The sequence below is a fragment of the Streptomyces sp. NPDC093097 genome (assembly GCF_044754325.1).
Taxonomy (GTDB): domain Bacteria; phylum Actinomycetota; class Actinomycetes; order Streptomycetales; family Streptomycetaceae; genus Streptomyces.
This window is the reverse complement of record NZ_JBIVOW010000002.1, coordinates 36,165-51,220: the sequence shown is the minus strand read 5'-3', so window position 1 is coordinate 51,220 and position 15,056 is coordinate 36,165. Positions and strand designations below refer to the sequence as shown.

Here is a 15,056-nt window from a genome sequence, read left to right as displayed (position 1 = left end):
CCCCGCCCCCGTCCCGATCGAGGTCCCCCGCCCATGAACTCACGCCAGCGCCGCGGAGTGATCCTGCTGCTCCTGTCCGTCCTGTGTGCGGTCGGGGCCTTCGTCGGCGTGCTGTCGGTGATCAGCAACGTCGAGTCCAAGGTCGGGCCGGAGCGGACCGCCTACCGGCTCAAGACGGACGTCGCCGCCTATAAAACGCTGGATCCGGGGCAGTTCGAAGAGGTGAGGATCCCCCAGCGGTGGCTGTCGCCCACCGCCGTGACCGACCTGGACAAGGTCAGCGGCAAGATCGCGGTGACCCCGCTGCGGAAGGGCTCGCTGCTCCAGGACGACATGATCGTCGACCGGCCGGCGCTCAAGCCCGGCCAGCAGGAGATCGCCATCATGATCGACGCCGCCACCGGCGTGGCCGGCAAGATCAACCCCGGCTCCCGGGTGAACATCTACGCCACCTTCGACGGCCGCCGCCCCGAGGACAAGCCGGTCTCCAAGGTCATCGTGTCCGGCGCCCAGGTCATCGACGTCGGCAAGCTCACCCCCCTGGAGGCCAAGGACCCCGGGAACACCGCCACCAGCCGCCAGCCCGGCCAGGCCGTCCCGATCACCTTCGCGCTCGACACCCAGGACGCCCAACGGGTCGCCTACGCCGAGTCGTTCGCCTCCCACGTCCGGCTCGCCCTGCTGGCCCCCGGCACCCAGGCCACCGTCCCGCCCGGCGACCGCACCTACACCCTCGACGGCGACAAGTGACCCGGAGGCCCAGGTGACCATCCGCATCCTCCCGGCCGTCGGCGACGCCGACGCCGCCCGGACCCTGGCCGCCCTCCTCGGCCGGCTGCCGGACGGCGACCCGGCGCCCGCCGTCGGCGACTCCACCGCACTGCTGAACACCCTCGCCGCGATCGCCGCAGCGGGCAGCACCGCACCGCCGGCGGGCGGGCCCGCACCGGGCGGCCCGGCCGCCGCCGTCCAGGCGCTCCCCGAAGTCGTCCTGGTCCACGAGCAGATCGGCCCGCAGCCCGCCCTGGAGCTGATCCGCGAGGTGGCGCTCCGCTTCCCCGCCGTCGGCGTGGTGCTGATCACCGCCGACGCCGGGCCCGCCCTGTTCTCCGCCGCGATGGACGCCGGCGCCCGCGGCATCGTCGGACTGCCCCTGGGCTACGACGAACTGGCCGCCCGGGTGCAGGCCGCGGCCCAGTGGGCCAGCGGAGTCCGCGTCCACCTGGGGGGCGCCCCGGACGCGCTGACCGCGCCGACCGGCACCCTGCTCACCGTCACCGGCGCCAAGGGCGGCGTCGGCACCACCGTCACCGCCGTCCAACTGGCGCTCGCCGCCCGGGCCGCGGGCCGCCGGGTCGCCCTGGTCGACCTCGACCTCCAGTCCGGCGACATCGGCTCCTATCTGGACGTCCAGTTCCGCCGCTCGGTCGTGGACCTCGCCGGCATCCAGGACCTCTCCGCCCGGGTCCTCCAGGACGTGGTGCACGCCCACCACACCGGCCTGGGGCTGCTGTTGGCGCCCGAGGAGGGCGAGCGCGGCGAGGAGGTCGACGACCGGGCCGCCCGCCAGATCCTCACCGCCCTGCGCTCCCGTTACGACGTGGTCGTCGCCGACTGCGGCTCCCAGATGCAGTCCGCCAACGCCGCCGCCGTCGAACTCGCCGACGTGGCCCTGCTGGTGACCACCCCCGATGTGGTCTGCGTCCGCGCCGCCAAACGCCAGGTGCGGCTGTGGGACCGGCTCCGCATCCGTAAGGCGGAGGACACCACCACCGTCGTCAACCGCCTCACCCGCCACACCGAGATCCAGCCGTCGCTGGTGGCCAAGGCCACCGGCACCCGCGTCGCCCGCACCCCGGTCCCCGCCGCCTTCAAGGAACTCCAGCCCTGCGTCGACGCCGGCCGGATGCAGGACCTCGACGCCCGCTCGACGGTCAAGGCGGCCCTGTGGGCGCTCGCCGGCGAACTGGGCCTGGCCGGCGCACCGGCCGACCCACCGGGCCGCGGCGGCCACCGCACCCGCCCGGTGCTCACCGGGCGCAAGCGCAAGGCCCTCACCACCGGGTCGGCCCCCGGCTCCGGGGCGCTTCAGGGGGCGGCCCCGCCGGTGCTTCCGGGGCCGGGCACGAGCCCCGGCGGCCGGTTCGGCACCCGCCGCGGCACCCCGCCCGGCCCCGCCGGCCCGGCCGTCCCCTACGAGGAAGGCTAGGTCGTGTCGTCGAACCGGCGCCTGCCGTGCGACGCCTGGCACGCCCTCCCCCACGCCTCAAGGGCGCGGGGGACCCCCATGCAGCGTTGTCGGACCGCCCCGATGCGCCCGGTATCGGGACAGTCCTCCGCCTTGCGAGCGCACGCACCAGACGCCGCACGGCCCGGCCTCCGGCCGAACACCGCCAGTTCGACGACACGCCCTGAGGCGATGCGGCACCCCGCACGACCCGGCCGGGCACCGGGCGGCCACGACCGCGGCCAGGTCACCGTCGAGTTCGTCGGGCTGCTGCCGCTGATCCTCGTCGTCCTCGTCCTGCTCTGGCAGTGCGCCCTGGTCGGCTACACCTACGCGCTGGCCGCGCACGCCGCCGACCGGGGCGCCCGGGCCGCCACCGCCACCGAGGACGGCGGCCCCGGCGCCTGCCGCACCGCCGCCACCGGCCAACTCCCGCGCGCCTGGCACGCCGGCGCCAGCACCGCCTGCACCGCCGAGGCGGGCCTGTGGAAGGCCACGGTGCAGCTCAAGGTCCCGGCGCTGTTCCCCGGTGCCGGGTCCTTCCCGTGGACGGTCACCGGCACCGCCGGCGCCGCCAAGGAGGCCCGCGACCGATGACCCACCGGCCCCCCACCCCCCGCCGGCGCCGCCCCGAGGACCGCGACCGCGGCTCCGCCTCCCTGGAGTTCCTGGGCATCCTCCCGGTCCTGCTGGTCGTCGCCCTGGCCGCCGTCCAACTGGGCCTGGCCGCCTACGCCGTCCAGCAGGCCGGCACCGCCGCCCGGGCCGCCGCCCGCACCGCCTCCATGGACCCCGCCGACCAGGAGACCGACCCGCAGTCCGCCGGCCGCGCCGCGATCAGCGGCTGGGTCGCCGACCGCGCCGCGATCACCGTCGGCGGCTCCGGCGACAGCGTCAGCGCCACCGCGACCGTGCGGATCCCCTCGATCGTCCCCGGCGCGGACTTCGGCTCCGCGCGCCGCAGCGCCACCATGCCCCGCCCCGAAGGAGCGCCACCGCGATGAGTCTGAAAGCCCGGATCGTCGCACCCGAACCGGCCGGTGAGGACCACCAGGACGGCCATCTGGTCGCCGTCTACCGCGCCAAGCTGCTGGAGGAGATCGACCTCGCGGAGATGTCCGCGCTGACCGCCGCCGAGCGCCGCTCCCGGCTGGAACGCGTCCTGGGGCACCTCATCAGCCGCGAGGGCCCGGTCCTGTCCACCGCCGAACGCGCCCAGCTCATCCGCCGGGTGGTCGACGAGGCGCTCGGCCTGGGCGTCCTCGAACCGCTCCTGGAGGACGCCTCGGTCACCGAGATCATGGTCAACGGCCCCGACCAGGTCTACGTCGAGCGGCACGGCCGGGTCGAGCCGGTCCCCGTCCGCTTCGCCTCCCACGAACAACTCATGCAGACCATCGAGCGGATCGTCTCCACCGTCAACCGCCGCGTGGACGAGTCCAATCCGATGGTCGACGCCCGGCTGCCCACCGGCGAACGCGTCAACGTCATCATCCCGCCGCTGGCCCTCAACGGCGCCACCCTCACCATCCGCCGCTTCCCGCGCGCCTACACCCTCGCCGAACTCATCGGCGTCGGCACCCTCGACGAGCAGATGCTGATGCTGCTCGCGGGGCTGGTGCGGGCCAAGTTCAACGTGGTGGTCTCCGGTGCCACCGGAGCCGGCAAGACCACCCTCCTCAACGCCCTCTCCGGGCTCATCCCCGACGGCGAACGCATCATCACCGTCGAGGACGCCGCCGAACTCCAGCTCCAGCAGACCCACGTCATCCGCCTGGAGTCCCGCCCGCCCAACGTCGAGGGCAAGGGCCGGATCACCATCCGCGACCTGGTCCGCAACTCCCTGCGGATGCGCCCCGACCGGATCATCGTCGGCGAGGTCCGCGGCGGCGAGACCCTCGACATGCTCCAGGCGATGTCCACCGGCCACGACGGCTCCCTCGCCACCGTCCACGCCAACAGCGCCGAGGACGCCCTGATGCGCCTCCAGACGCTCGCCTCCATGTCCGACGTCGCCCTCCCCTTCGAGGCGCTCCGCGACCAGATCAACAGCGCCGTCGACTGCCTGGTCCAGCTCACCCGGCACGCCGACGGCACCCGCCGGATCAGCGAGATCGCCCTGCTGGACTCCCGGGGCCACGAGGGCTATCGGCTCGTCACCGCCTGCCGCTTCGAGGCCGAACCGATGGGCGCGGACCTCCCCCAGGCTCTGGGGGAGCAGGGCGGTCCCCCCACCGTGCGCGGGGCCGTCCGCTACTTCCCGTTGCCCCGCCGGGTCGCCCAACGCCTCTTCATGGCCGGCGAACCCACCCCGCCCGCCTTCGGCGTGGCCACCACCGACGATCAACTCGCCACCCGGAAGGCCGCTTCATGACCGGCGGGAACAGCACGCTCCCCCTGCTCGCCCTCGCCGCCACCGCGCTGTGCGGCGCGCTCGCCGTGGCCGGGGTCCGCGTCTACGCCGCCGGCCGCGCCCAGCGGCAGGCCATCGTCGACCGGCTCGACGACGCGGGCGGGCCCCCGCCGACCGGCCGGCGCCGCCGCTTCCCCTCCGTCGACCGCACCCTGCGCACCACCCGCTTCGGGCGCCGCCTGGAACTCCGGCTGGCCGCCACCGGACTGGACGTCACCCCCGGCGAGTTCTTCGTCGCCATGGTCGCCACGGTGCTCGTGCTGTGGGTGGCCGCCCAGGCCGTCCTCGCCCCGTTCTTCGGGCCGATCGCCGCGCTGATCGCCGTCTGGGCGGCGTTCGCCTTCCTCAACTGGCAGCGGCAGAAGCGGATCGAGAAGTTCATCAACCAGCTCCCCGAGCTCTCCCGGATCCTCGCCAACGCCACCCAGGCCGGCCTCGCCCTGCGCACCGCCCTGGCCATGGCCGCCGAGGAACTGGAGGCCCCGGCCGGTGAGGAACTGGCGAAGGTCGCCGGCAAACTCGCCGTCGGCCACTCCGTCGACGAGGCCCTCGGCGAGCTGGCCGAACGCCTGCCCTCCCGCGAACTGGTCGTCCTGGTCACCACGTTGGTCCTCGCCAACCGCGCCGGCGGCACCGTCGTCGGCTCGCTGCGCAACCTCACCAAGACCCTGGAGGAGCGCAAGGAGACCCGCCGCGAGGTCCGCACCCAGCTCTCCCAGGTGGTGGTCACCGCCTATGTCGTCCCGCTGCTCGGCATCGGCACCCTGCTGCTGATGAACCGCATCGCCCCCGGTGCCATCGACCGGATGACCTCCTCCCTCCTGGGCCAACTCGCCGTCGTGGCGGCCTTCGTCCTCTACGGGCTCGGCTTCTTCCTCATCCGCCGGCTCTCCAAGATCGACGTGTAGGCGCGCCCGGGAACCCGCCGCCGTCCGCCCCACGACATCCAGGTACAGGTGATCGGTAAATCCATGGCAATCGCAATCGTGCTGGCCCTCGCCCTCGCCCTGTCGGTCGCCGGGATCGCCTGCGGTGTCGCCCTCTACCGCCGCGAGGCCCGCCTCCCGCCCGACCTCGCGCTGTCCCTGGAGGTCGGCGCGATCCGGACCACCGCCGTCGGCTCGGCCGTCGACCGCACCGGTATGCGCTACGCGCCCCTGGTCCTGCGGCTGATGGGCGACAAGCGGGTGGCGCGGGTCCGCCGCCGGATCGACCTGGCGGGCAACCCCGGCGGCCTCACCGTCGACCGCTACGCCGCCCGCCGCGCGGTCTACGGCGCCCTGGGGTTCTTCGGCGCGCTGGTGATGTTCCTCAAGGGACAACCGCTCCTGGGCGTACTGATGGTGCTGTTCGGGCTTTTCTGGACGGAGGTGGGTATCTGGGCCGCTATCCGGCAGCGCAAGGACACCATCGAGCGCACTCTTCCGGACTTTCTCGATGTGCTGGCCGTCGTGGTGAGCGCCGGACTCGGTTTCCGGCAGGCGCTGGACCGGGTCGCCGAGAAGTACGAGGGCCCCTGGGCCGACGAACTCCGCATCACCCTGCGGCAGATGGACATGGGCGTCAGCCGCCGCGCCGCCTTCGAGGAGCTGCGCAGACGCAATGACTCCGAACAGGTCGCGCAGTTCGTCACCGCGCTCCAGCAGGGCGAGGAGCTCGGCGCGCCGATCGTCGAGACGCTCATCCAGATCGCCAACGACATGCGCCGCACCGACGCCCAGAACGCCCGCCGCCGCGCCGCCCGCGCCGTCCCCAAGGCCACCATGGTCGTCACCACGTTCATGGTCCCGGCCACGATGATCCTGCTGATCGCCGGCTTCTTCCTCGGCTCCGGCACCGACTTCGGCTCCCTGATGGGCGAGTGACCGCGAGCGCTACCCCTCCGAGCCGTCCTTGCGGATGCACAGCACCGCCCGGTCCGGTCCGGCCCGCGGGCGCGCGGCCCCGTCGCCTTCGGGCCGCCCTTCGGCGGCTGCGACGGCTCGGGGGCGGCCTGGCCCGGCCGTGCATGTCACCCGGCCGGTGGAAGCCGGTCCGCACTCCGCATTTTCGCCAACACCTTCGCAGGCGCAACGAGTTGTGCCACAGTGGAGGCGCCGTCCGGCCCCGCCGCACCACGGGGCGGTCGCCGGCCGGACGGCAGGGGCAGGCCGCCGCGGAGGGGGGTACCTCTCCCGCTCGCCCGGACGGGGAGAGCTTGGGGAAGGGCGGCATTCCAGGGGCGTCGGAGGGGGAGCGGGGGTGGCCGAGGTGGCGTTCGGTGGCCGAAACATGTCGTCCGATCCCTCGATGGTGGTTTCGGAACAGGACGTGGTTCGGAATGCCTGTTCCGGGAAGGCCGTTCCGGCGTACTTTTCTCGTGTCCTGCGCGCGGACGAGCGCACCACGGGGACCTACCGGCCGGACCAGAGCGGGACGGCGGCCCACGGAGGGGAAGACGATGGCGAAGCGGATCGTGCGAAACGACCGGGGGCAGACCTCGATCGAGTATCTCGGCATCATCGCGGTGGTCGTGGCGATCGTCCTGGTCCTGTCCACCACCGACTTCGGCAGCCAGATCGCCAACGCCATCGCCAACAAGATCTCCGACGTCGTCGGGATCTGATCCCCAGCACCCCACCCGTGCCGGCCACCACCGTCACGCGCCGCCACCGGCGCGACGCCGGGCAGACCCTGCCGATCTACGTCGTCGCCATCGGCGCCGTGCTCTTCCTCGCGCTCGCCTTCTTCGCCGTCGGCCAGGCCGCGGCCACCCGCAACGGCGCCCAGACCGCCGCCGACGCGGCCGCCCTGGCCGCCGGCCAGAAGTACCGCGACGAACTGCGCAAGGGCTTCCTCGCCGGGCTCCGCGACGGCACCGCCGCCACCGACCCGGCCGCCTGGGAGGAACTCCTGGGCGGCCGCGGCGCCCCCTCCGACACCGCCTGCGCGAACGCCGACTGGTACGCCGGCCGCAACGACGCCGCGGTCTCGTCCTGCACCCCGGACTCCTGGCCGACGTCCTTCGCCGTCACCGTCACCACCCGCCGCGCCGTGGGCGATTCGGTGATCCCGGGCACCGGCAGCACCCACGCCCAGGCGGCCGCGAAGGCGGTCGTCGCGCCCCGCTGCACCCTCGACGGGCCCGCCGGCAGCCCCCCGCCCCGCACCCTCCCCACCCAGCCCGCGGGCGACGGCAAGGACGGCGGCAAGGACCACGGCAAGGACCACGGCAAGGACGGCGGCAAGGACGGCGGCAAGGACAAGACCCCCGAGCCCGCGCCCCGCACCCTCACCTGCGACGGCAAGGGCTTCCCGCTCGACCCCGACCACCTCCAGGACCTCCCCACGGCCGCCGACCTGTTCTCCGTACGCCTGGCCCGGTGACCGCCGCCCCCTCCCAACTCACCAGCCCCCGCCGCCCGATGGCCCCCACCGACCTTCCGACCCCACTCACCGAAGGAACGCATCCATGAGCATTCGGCGCACCACGAAGGCCGCCAGGGGAGCGGCCGCCACGGCGAGTGCGGTCGGCCTGGCCCTCCTCGTGGCCGGCTGCGGGGGCGGCGGCGACGGCAGCGCGCAGGCATCGGAGGGCAGGAAACCGGCCGCCCGCACCACCACCGCCGACCCCGGCACCCCCGCGGCCGACGCCAGCAAGGTCATCGGCGAGATGAAGGGCCCCGACGGCGTCGACGTCACCCTGAGCTCCGCGGTCCGCGACGCCGGCGGCTTCGTCACGGTCGAGGGCACCGTCACCAACCACGGCACCCGCGCCTTCAACGCCATCGACTGGCGCTCCAACGAGACCGAGCTGAAGTCCCGTTCGTCCATCTCCGGCGCCACCCTGATCGACAAGGCGGGCAAGAAGCGCTATCTGGTGCTCCGCGACACCACCGGCGAATGCCTCTGTACGACGGGCCTGAGCGGACTGCTGCCGGGCCAGAGCCGGCCCATCTTCGCGCAGTTCCCGGCCCCGCCCGCGAAAGTGACCGAGGTCGACTTCCAGTTGCCCACCATGCCGCCGGCCACCGTCAAGATCACGGATTGAGCCGCCCGCGATGACCGCCTCCCGAACGGCCCTCACGGCCACCGCCGCGCTCCTGCTGACCGTCGCCCTGACGGCCCCCGCCGCCCACGCCGACCCGCCGGGCATCACCGAGGACACCACCGCCCCGGTCCACATCGACCCGGCCGACCCCAACCTGCGGATGGTCCAGGGCGCCAAGCTCGCCCCGCCCAAGGTCCTCAACATCAAGTCCATCGTGGAGACCGACGACGGCTCCGAACGCCGGCAGGACACCAACGACAACGTGACCTTCGCGCTCCAGGCCGAGGTCCTCTTCAGCAAGGACAGCGCCGAGCTCTCCACCGACGCGCTGGCCCGGATCAGCGCCATCGCCGACGAGGTCCGCAAACAGCACGCCACCCACCTGAAGGTCTTCGGCTTCACCGACAACCTCGGCTCCGCCGCCCACGGCCTGGTCCTCTCCAAGCAGCGCGCCAACGCCGTCCAACGCGAACTCGCCGTCGACCTGGGCTCGTCGGTCACCTTCCAGATCCGCGGCTACGGCGAGCAGTACCCGATCGCCGACAACAGCACCGAGGCCGGCCGCCGCAAGAACCGCCGCGTCGAGGTCAGCTTCCCCCGCAACAACGGCTGACCGGGCAAGGCCCCCGAGCCCCGCCCCGCCCCTCATCCCCCCCATGACCTCGTCCCGCGGCCGGACCCGCACCCGCACGCCCCGCCGCACCCCCCACCGTGCCATCGCCCCGGCCTCCGCCTCCAGCACATGCCGGGCCCGCAGCCGCGGACGCCCCAACCGCCCCGGCCGCAGGGTGCACACGTCCACCACCCGCAAGTCCCGGTTCAGATAGGCCACATCGATCGCGAACCGCATCCGGAACGAGTGCACCCCGCTCGCCGGCGTCAGCAGCAGCGCCCCGTCGATCCCGTCCCGGCCCAACAACCCCCGGGTACGCGCCCGATAGGACGCCGCGACCTCCAACGGAACGTCGACGCCCGCGACTTCGAGAACCGCCCGCCCATCCACCCAACTCCCCATGCCCACCGTTGTACCAACCGCCGCACCCCTAGGGCACTTCTGACGGCTCTCCGCGGCGTCGCGGAGAGCCGACAGAAGCGCCCTAGGGTCGACCCGTGTCCGCCACCCTGATATTCCTCGCCGCCTCCTACGGAGCCGCGGTCGGCCTGCTCCTCCCGCGCCCCGCCTACCGGCTCTCGGTGGAACCCGACGAGGACTGGCGCGCGCACTGCCCCGCCGGCCACGCCCTCACCGGAGCCGCCCGCGGCTGGCTGGGCCCGGGCCACTGCCGCGACTGCCGCGCCCCGCACGGACCGGCCGCCCGCCCCTTCGCGACAGCCACCGCGCTCGTCTGTGCCGCCCTCGCCGCCGCCACGGGCCCCCGCCCGGAACTCGCCGCCTGGCTCCTGCTGACACCGGTCGTGGTCCTCCTGGCCGTCGTCGACCAGCGGGTCGGACGCCTCCCCGACGCCCTGACCCTGCCCCTGGCCGCCGCCGCGGCCGCGACGCTGGGCGCCGTCGGCTGGCTCACCGGCGCGCCCGGCAGCTGGCTGCGCGCACTCCTGGCCGGCCTCGCCCTCACCGCGTACTACCTGCTCCTCCACCTCCTCAACCCCTCGGGCCTCGGCCTCGGCGACGTCAAGCTGGCCCTGGGGCTGGGCATCGTCCTCGGGTGGTACGGCTGGCCGGTCCTGGTCGCCGGCGGCGCGGCCGGCACCCTGCTGGGCGCCCTCTACGGGACCTACCTCCTCCTGGTCCGCCGCGTGGGCCGCCAAACGGCCATGGCCCTGGGCCCGTTCATGATCATCGGGGCCTTCGGCGTCCTTCTCGTGGCCGCCGTCACAGCCCCCTGACCCCGTCCGGCCCCACCCGGAGCCACGCCGTCCACCCCTCGATGCACGGAGCACCCCTCCCGCGGGGTTATGGTGGAAGCCCCCCCTCGGGCCGGTCCGTACTCCCCCCCCCACGGACCGGCCCGCTTTTTCTTTCGCCCTCCCGCACCGCGGTGGCAACGGCCTCCGCCGGCCGCACCCACGAGGCCGCCCCCACAGCGGGAAAGCCGACAGGCAGGGCCCGGCCGCACAGACCGGCCGGCCGCTCAGCTCAGCGGCGGGCCCAGATGTTCACACCCTCGGTGGTCTGGGCGAGGGTGTCGATCTCGGCCAGCTCCGCGTCGGTGAGCGGGGACGCGGTGAGGGCGGCGACGTTGGCCTCCAGCTGGGCGACGCTGCTGGCGCCGATCAGCGCGGAGGTCATGCGCGGGTCCCGCAGGACCCAGTTCAGCGCGAGCTGGGCCAGCGACTGCCCGCGGCGGGCCGCGATGTCGTTGAGGCCGCGCAGCCGCCGGACCACCTCGTCGGTCAGCAGGCCGGGGTCGAGGGACTTGCCCTGGGCGGCCCGCGAGTCCTGGGGGATGCCGCCGAGGTACTTGTCGGTGAGCATGCCCTGGGCGAGCGGGGCGAAGGAGATGCACCCCATGCCCTCGTCGGCCAGCGTGTCCAGCAGCCCGTCGTCCTCGATCCAGCGGTTGATCATCGAGTAGGACGGCTGGTGGATCAGGGGGCGGATGCCCATGTCGCGCAGGATGCGCACCGCCTCGCGGGTCTGCTCGGCGTTGTACGAGGAGACGCCGACGTAGAGCGCCTTGCCCTGCTGGACGGCGGACGCCAGCGCGCCCATCGTCTCCTCCAGCGGGGTGTCCGGATCGAAACGGTGCGAGTAGAAGATATCGACGTAATCGACACCCATCCGCTTCAGGGAGGCGTCCAGCGACGAGAGCAGGTATTTCCGGGAGCCCCATTCGCCGTAAGGGCCGGGGTGCATCAGATATCCGGCTTTTGTCGAGAGAATCATCTCGTCGCGGTAGCCGCGGAAGTCCTGCGCGAAGATCTTCCCGAAGTTCAGCTCGGCGGACCCGGGCGGCGGGCCGTAGTTGTTGGCCAGGTCGAAGTGGGTGACGCCCAGGTCGAAGGCGCGGCGCAGAATGGCCCGCTGCGAGCTGAGGGTGCGGTCGTCCCCGAAGTTGTGCCAGAGTCCAAGGGAGATGGCGGGGAGTTTGAGGCCGCTGCGGCCGGTGCGCCGGTACTCCATGGAGGCATAGCGGGAATCCGCGGCGCGGTAGTCAGTGCCAGTGGTCATGGACCTCTCCCTATCACGGACTTGTGACACACCTGATTGGGCTGCTGAGACAGCCGAGAAGTAAAGTTGGCCCCTTAGGCGACGGGGCGAATGGCCATCGGTACGGAGGGGCTGGACCACACATGCTGCGATCTTCCGGGATGCGCATCCCGTATCCGCCTGCACTGCGCGATCTCGTCTACCGGCTCTACGCACGCCGGGTCGAGGGTCGTCTGGACCACACCCAGGTGCCCAAGCACATCGGCGTCATCCTCGACGGCAACCGGCGCTGGGCGCGGGCCGACGGGCTGTCGACGGAGCAGGGCCACCTGGCGGGCGCGGCCAAGATCGACGAGTTGCTGGGCTGGTGCGCGGAGACCGATGTGGAGGTCGTCACACTCTGGCTGCTGTCGACCGACAACCTCGACCGCCCGGAGTCCGAGCTGACCCCGCTGCTGGGGATCATCGAGAACACCGTGCGCAACCTCGCCGCGGACGGCCGCTGGCGGGTGCACCACGTCGGCAACCGCGACCTGCTGCCCGACGCGACCCAGCGGGTGCTCAAGGAGGCCGAGCAGGACACCCTCGACAACAAGGGCGTCCTGGTCAACGTCGCGGTCGGCTACGGCGGCCGGCAGGAGATCGCGGACGCGGTGCGGTCGCTGCTGCTGGAGCACGCCGAGCGCGGGACGACCTTCGAGGAACTGGCCGACATCGTCGACATCGACCTGATCTCGGAGCACCTCTACACCCGCGGCCAGCCCGACCCGGACCTGGTGATCCGCACCAGCGGCGAGCAGCGGCTGTCGGGCTTCATGCTCTGGCAGAGCGCCCACTCGGAGTACTACTTCTGCGAGGTCTTCTGGCCGGCGTTCCGGAAGGTCGACTTCCTGCGGGCCCTGCGCGACTACGCGGCCCGGCACCGGCGCTTCGGGTTCTAGGGCCCGCCCGACGGGCCGGGGACGGGCGGCCCCCACGCGGGGCGGGCCGATCCTCGGTCCGCGGGCGGTGAGCCGGCCCGGCGCAGGGGGCCGGAGGCCGGAGCCGGAGACCCCGTCCGAAGTCGGAGAGCCCGTCCGAAGCCGGGGCCCGAAGGCCGGAGCCGGAGGTTCCGGACGGCCCCCGGGCCCTCCGGAACGGCGAATTCCGTACGATCCGGAGGGACGGGTGCCGGCCGGGCAGCGGGGTGTGATCCGGTCATCTTTCGCGGTGAATTCCGGCCAGGGGACGGGGTGCGGGACCAGCGGTCGCCGGGGGCGTGCCCGGCACGACGCGCCCTGCGCATGCTGACGGCGCCTCTTCTGATGCCGCATCCGAGGCCCCTCATATCCGGGTGCTTCCGGGCGCCTCACCTGCGTTCGCAGGGTGTGCCGCCGGCCTTTTCGCCGGTCAAGGGCTACCTGTAACCAAAGGTTCATCGAGCGTGCGTCATATGCCGTGGCATGGGGCCGGTAGTTGAAGGGAATATCCCTGGCAGGTCGGTGCCCGGAACAAACAAGCCATGGGCACCGGTTCTCAGCGGACGGCATGGGGTCGTCCGCCCGGGAGGCCCTTTGCGCATCACGGACGATCGTGCGTACCGCACGGACGACGCGGAGGGCCGGCGTTCGGCCCGCGCAGCGCGGCCAGAACCCGGTCCTGTCCCCGGCGACGTCGTCGCACCCCAACCTCATCCGAGGGGGTTCGTCCACCCGTGGTGAACAGCAAGAAGCGCCGTGAGAGCGACCGGCGCACCTATGTCCTCGACACCAGCGTCCTGTTGGCGGATCCGGCTGCCATGTCCCGCTTCGACGAGCACGAGGTGGTGCTCCCGGTCGTCGTGGTCACGGAGCTGGAGGCCAAGCGGCACCATCCCGAGCTCGGGTACTTCGCGCGGCAGGCGCTGCGCCGGCTGGACGCGTACCGGGTGCAGTACGGGCGGTTGGACGCCCCCCTCCCCATCGGGGAGCTCGGCGGGACGCTCCGGGTCGAACTCAACCACTCCGACCCGGGCCTGCTGCCCGCCGCCTTCCTGCACGGGCCCAGCCGGTTCGGCGACAACGACTCGCGGATCCTCGCGGTCGCCCGCAACCTCCAGGCCGAGGGTTTCGACGTCACGGTCGTCTCCAAGGACCTGCCGATGCGCATCAAGGCGTCCTCGGTGGGGCTGGCGGCCGAGGAGTACCGCGCCGAGCTGGCGATCACCGACTCCGGCTGGACCGGCATGGCCGAACTCACCGTCCCCGCCGAGCAGGTGGACGATCTGTTCGCCGCCGAGACCGTCCCGATCGCGGGCGCGGAGGAACTGCCCGTGCACACCGGGCTGGTGCTCCAGTCCGAGCGCGGCAGGGCGCTGGGCCGGGTCACGCCGGAGGGCGCGGTGCGGGTGGTGCGCGGCGACCGGGAGGCGTTCGGGATCCACGGCCGCAGCGCCGAGCAGCGGATCGCGCTGGACCTGCTGCTCGATCCGGAGGTCGGCATCGTCTCGCTGGGCGGCCGGGCCGGCACCGGCAAGTCGGCGCTGGCGCTGTGCGCGGGGCTGGAGGCGGTGCTGGAGCGCCGCCAGCACAGCAAGGTCATGGTGTTCCGGCCGCTGTACGCGGTCGGCGGGCAGGAGCTGGGATATCTGCCGGGCACCGAGGCCGAGAAGATGAGCCCCTGGGCGCAGGCGGTCTTCGACACGCTGTCCGCGGTGACCACCAAGGACGTCATCGAGGAGGTGGTGGCCCGCGGGATGCTGGAGGTGCTGCCGCTGACCCACATCCGCGGCCGGTCGCTGCACGACGCGTTCGTGATCGTGGACGAGGCCCAGTCGCTGGAGCGGAACGTGCTGTTGACCGTGCTGTCCCGGATCGGGGCCGATTCCCGGGTGGTGCTGACGCATGACGTGGCGCAGCGCGACAACCTCCGGGTCGGCCGCTACGACGGGGTGGTCGCCGTCGTCGAGAAGCTGAAGGGGCATCCGCTGTTCGCCCACGTCACGCTCAACCGCTCCGAGCGGTCGCCGATCGCCGCGCTGGTGACCGAAATGTTGGAGGACGGCAGGATCTGACCCCTGTGAAGCGGTGCGCCGCCCTGCGAAGCGGAGGAGCCTAGCGGGGCGGCGCTCGTGCGCGCTCGGTTATCCGGAAATCCCCAGGAGCAAACGAGGTGTGAGCTTTCACACCCGGCAGGGAATTGCTTCCCGGTAGCCCGTTCGGGCAAAGTCTGGGTCCTGTCAGGCCCCGCATACGGCCCAGATAAACCCTCCGGGGTATATGGACGACCCGAACTTCATAGCGAGTTGCCGTATGCC

15 protein-coding genes and 1 pseudogene are annotated in these 15,056 nt (G+C 72.9%); 14 read left to right on the top strand and 2 right to left on the bottom strand.

Features of this window, described 5'->3' with window-relative positions; translation table 11 throughout:
- The first annotated feature begins 33 nt into the window (after positions 1–33).
- The 11 genes from cpaB (at position 34) to ACIQE0_RS03140 (ending at position 9,283) form a co-directional block, all read left to right on the top strand.
- Positions 34–750 carry a Flp pilus assembly protein CpaB gene (gene cpaB / locus ACIQE0_RS03190; RefSeq protein WP_366331229.1) on the top strand — a complete coding sequence of 239 codons (717 nt, stop codon included), beginning with the start codon at positions 34–36 and terminating at the stop codon, positions 748–750.
- 13 nt (positions 751–763) lie between these two features.
- Positions 764–2,209: a CpaE family protein gene (locus tag ACIQE0_RS03185; RefSeq protein ID WP_402328697.1), complete on the top strand. Its 1,446-nt coding sequence runs from the start codon at positions 764–766 to the stop codon at positions 2,207–2,209.
- A gap of 210 nt (positions 2,210–2,419) precedes the next feature.
- The gene (locus ACIQE0_RS03180; protein WP_366331231.1) at positions 2,420–2,824 is read left to right on the top strand and encodes a TadE/TadG family type IV pilus assembly protein; all 405 of its coding nucleotides are present in this window, start codon (positions 2,420–2,422) and stop codon (positions 2,822–2,824) included.
- Positions 2,821–3,231, top strand: a complete 411-nt coding sequence (locus ACIQE0_RS03175) for a TadE/TadG family type IV pilus assembly protein (RefSeq protein WP_402328695.1) — start codon at positions 2,821–2,823, stop codon at positions 3,229–3,231. Before ACIQE0_RS03180 ends, ACIQE0_RS03175 begins: the two co-directional genes overlap by 4 nt.
- Positions 3,228–4,601: a CpaF family protein gene (locus ACIQE0_RS03170; protein ID WP_402328693.1), complete on the top strand. Its 1,374-nt coding sequence runs from the start codon at positions 3,228–3,230 to the stop codon at positions 4,599–4,601. Before ACIQE0_RS03175 ends, ACIQE0_RS03170 begins: the two co-directional genes overlap by 4 nt.
- Positions 4,598–5,548 (top strand): type II secretion system F family protein, encoded by a 951-nt coding sequence (locus tag ACIQE0_RS03165; protein WP_366331234.1) that lies wholly within the window; start codon positions 4,598–4,600, stop codon positions 5,546–5,548. Before ACIQE0_RS03170 ends, ACIQE0_RS03165 begins: the two co-directional genes overlap by 4 nt.
- A gap of 63 nt (positions 5,549–5,611) precedes the next feature.
- A complete protein-coding gene (locus ACIQE0_RS03160; protein WP_402328691.1) occupies positions 5,612–6,505 on the top strand; it encodes a DUF5936 domain-containing protein in 894 nt (297 codons plus the stop codon).
- Between the two features lie 575 nt (positions 6,506–7,080).
- Complete coding sequence (locus tag ACIQE0_RS03155) at positions 7,081–7,245, top strand: hypothetical protein (RefSeq protein ID WP_016573405.1); 165 nt, start codon at positions 7,081–7,083, stop codon at positions 7,243–7,245.
- Between the two features lie 17 nt (positions 7,246–7,262).
- A complete protein-coding gene (locus tag ACIQE0_RS03150) occupies positions 7,263–8,006 on the top strand; it encodes a pilus assembly protein TadG-related protein (protein WP_402328689.1) in 744 nt (247 codons plus the stop codon).
- 85 nt (positions 8,007–8,091) lie between these two features.
- Positions 8,092–8,670: a hypothetical protein gene (locus tag ACIQE0_RS03145; RefSeq protein WP_366331237.1), complete on the top strand. Its 579-nt coding sequence runs from the start codon at positions 8,092–8,094 to the stop codon at positions 8,668–8,670.
- 10 nt (positions 8,671–8,680) lie between these two features.
- A complete protein-coding gene (locus ACIQE0_RS03140; protein WP_402328687.1) occupies positions 8,681–9,283 on the top strand; it encodes an OmpA family protein in 603 nt (200 codons plus the stop codon).
- Positions 9,284–9,340: 57 nt separating this feature from the next.
- Here ACIQE0_RS03140 and ACIQE0_RS03135 read toward each other — a convergent pair.
- Positions 9,341–9,685: pseudogene (locus tag ACIQE0_RS03135) on the bottom strand (DUF192 domain-containing protein); the annotation flags it as partial.
- A 95-nt stretch (positions 9,686–9,780) separates the two neighbouring features.
- On the opposite strand from ACIQE0_RS03135, the gene ACIQE0_RS03130 reads away from it, so the two are divergent.
- The gene (locus ACIQE0_RS03130) at positions 9,781–10,518 is read left to right on the top strand and encodes a prepilin peptidase (protein WP_402328685.1); all 738 of its coding nucleotides are present in this window, start codon (positions 9,781–9,783) and stop codon (positions 10,516–10,518) included.
- Positions 10,519–10,768: 250 nt separating this feature from the next.
- On the opposite strand, the gene mgrA is transcribed toward ACIQE0_RS03130, so the two are convergent.
- Positions 10,769–11,803, bottom strand: a complete 1,035-nt coding sequence (gene mgrA / locus ACIQE0_RS03125) for an L-glyceraldehyde 3-phosphate reductase (RefSeq protein WP_366331240.1) — start codon at positions 11,801–11,803, stop codon at positions 10,769–10,771.
- A gap of 140 nt (positions 11,804–11,943) precedes the next feature.
- Here mgrA and ACIQE0_RS03120 point away from each other — a divergent pair, with 140 nt between their 5' ends.
- Both ACIQE0_RS03120 and ACIQE0_RS03115 read left to right on the top strand, forming a co-directional pair.
- A complete protein-coding gene (locus tag ACIQE0_RS03120; protein WP_366331278.1) occupies positions 11,944–12,723 on the top strand; it encodes an isoprenyl transferase in 780 nt (259 codons plus the stop codon).
- Between the two features lie 752 nt (positions 12,724–13,475).
- A complete protein-coding gene (locus ACIQE0_RS03115; protein ID WP_402328683.1) occupies positions 13,476–14,813 on the top strand; it encodes a PhoH family protein in 1,338 nt (445 codons plus the stop codon).
- Positions 14,814–15,056: the final 243 nt, after the last annotated feature.

Coding starts and splice junctions, on each gene's coding strand:
- ACIQE0_RS03145 (WP_366331237.1), top strand. CDS start 8,092: ATGAGCATTCGGCGCACCACGAAGGCCGCCAGGGGAGCGGCCGCCACG.
- cpaB (WP_366331229.1), top strand. CDS start 34: ATGAACTCACGCCAGCGCCGCGGAGTGATCCTGCTGCTCCTGTCCGTC.
- mgrA (WP_366331240.1), bottom strand. CDS start 11,803: ATGACCACTGGCACTGACTACCGCGCCGCGGATTCCCGCTATGCCTCC.
- ACIQE0_RS03180 (WP_366331231.1), top strand. CDS start 2,420: ATGCGGCACCCCGCACGACCCGGCCGGGCACCGGGCGGCCACGACCGC.
- ACIQE0_RS03160 (WP_402328691.1), top strand. CDS start 5,612: ATGGCAATCGCAATCGTGCTGGCCCTCGCCCTCGCCCTGTCGGTCGCC.
- ACIQE0_RS03155 (WP_016573405.1), top strand. CDS start 7,081: ATGGCGAAGCGGATCGTGCGAAACGACCGGGGGCAGACCTCGATCGAG.
- ACIQE0_RS03120 (WP_366331278.1), top strand. CDS start 11,944: ATGCGCATCCCGTATCCGCCTGCACTGCGCGATCTCGTCTACCGGCTC.
- ACIQE0_RS03170 (WP_402328693.1), top strand. CDS start 3,228: ATGAGTCTGAAAGCCCGGATCGTCGCACCCGAACCGGCCGGTGAGGAC.
- ACIQE0_RS03165 (WP_366331234.1), top strand. CDS start 4,598: ATGACCGGCGGGAACAGCACGCTCCCCCTGCTCGCCCTCGCCGCCACC.
- ACIQE0_RS03140 (WP_402328687.1), top strand. CDS start 8,681: ATGACCGCCTCCCGAACGGCCCTCACGGCCACCGCCGCGCTCCTGCTG.
- ACIQE0_RS03175 (WP_402328695.1), top strand. CDS start 2,821: ATGACCCACCGGCCCCCCACCCCCCGCCGGCGCCGCCCCGAGGACCGC.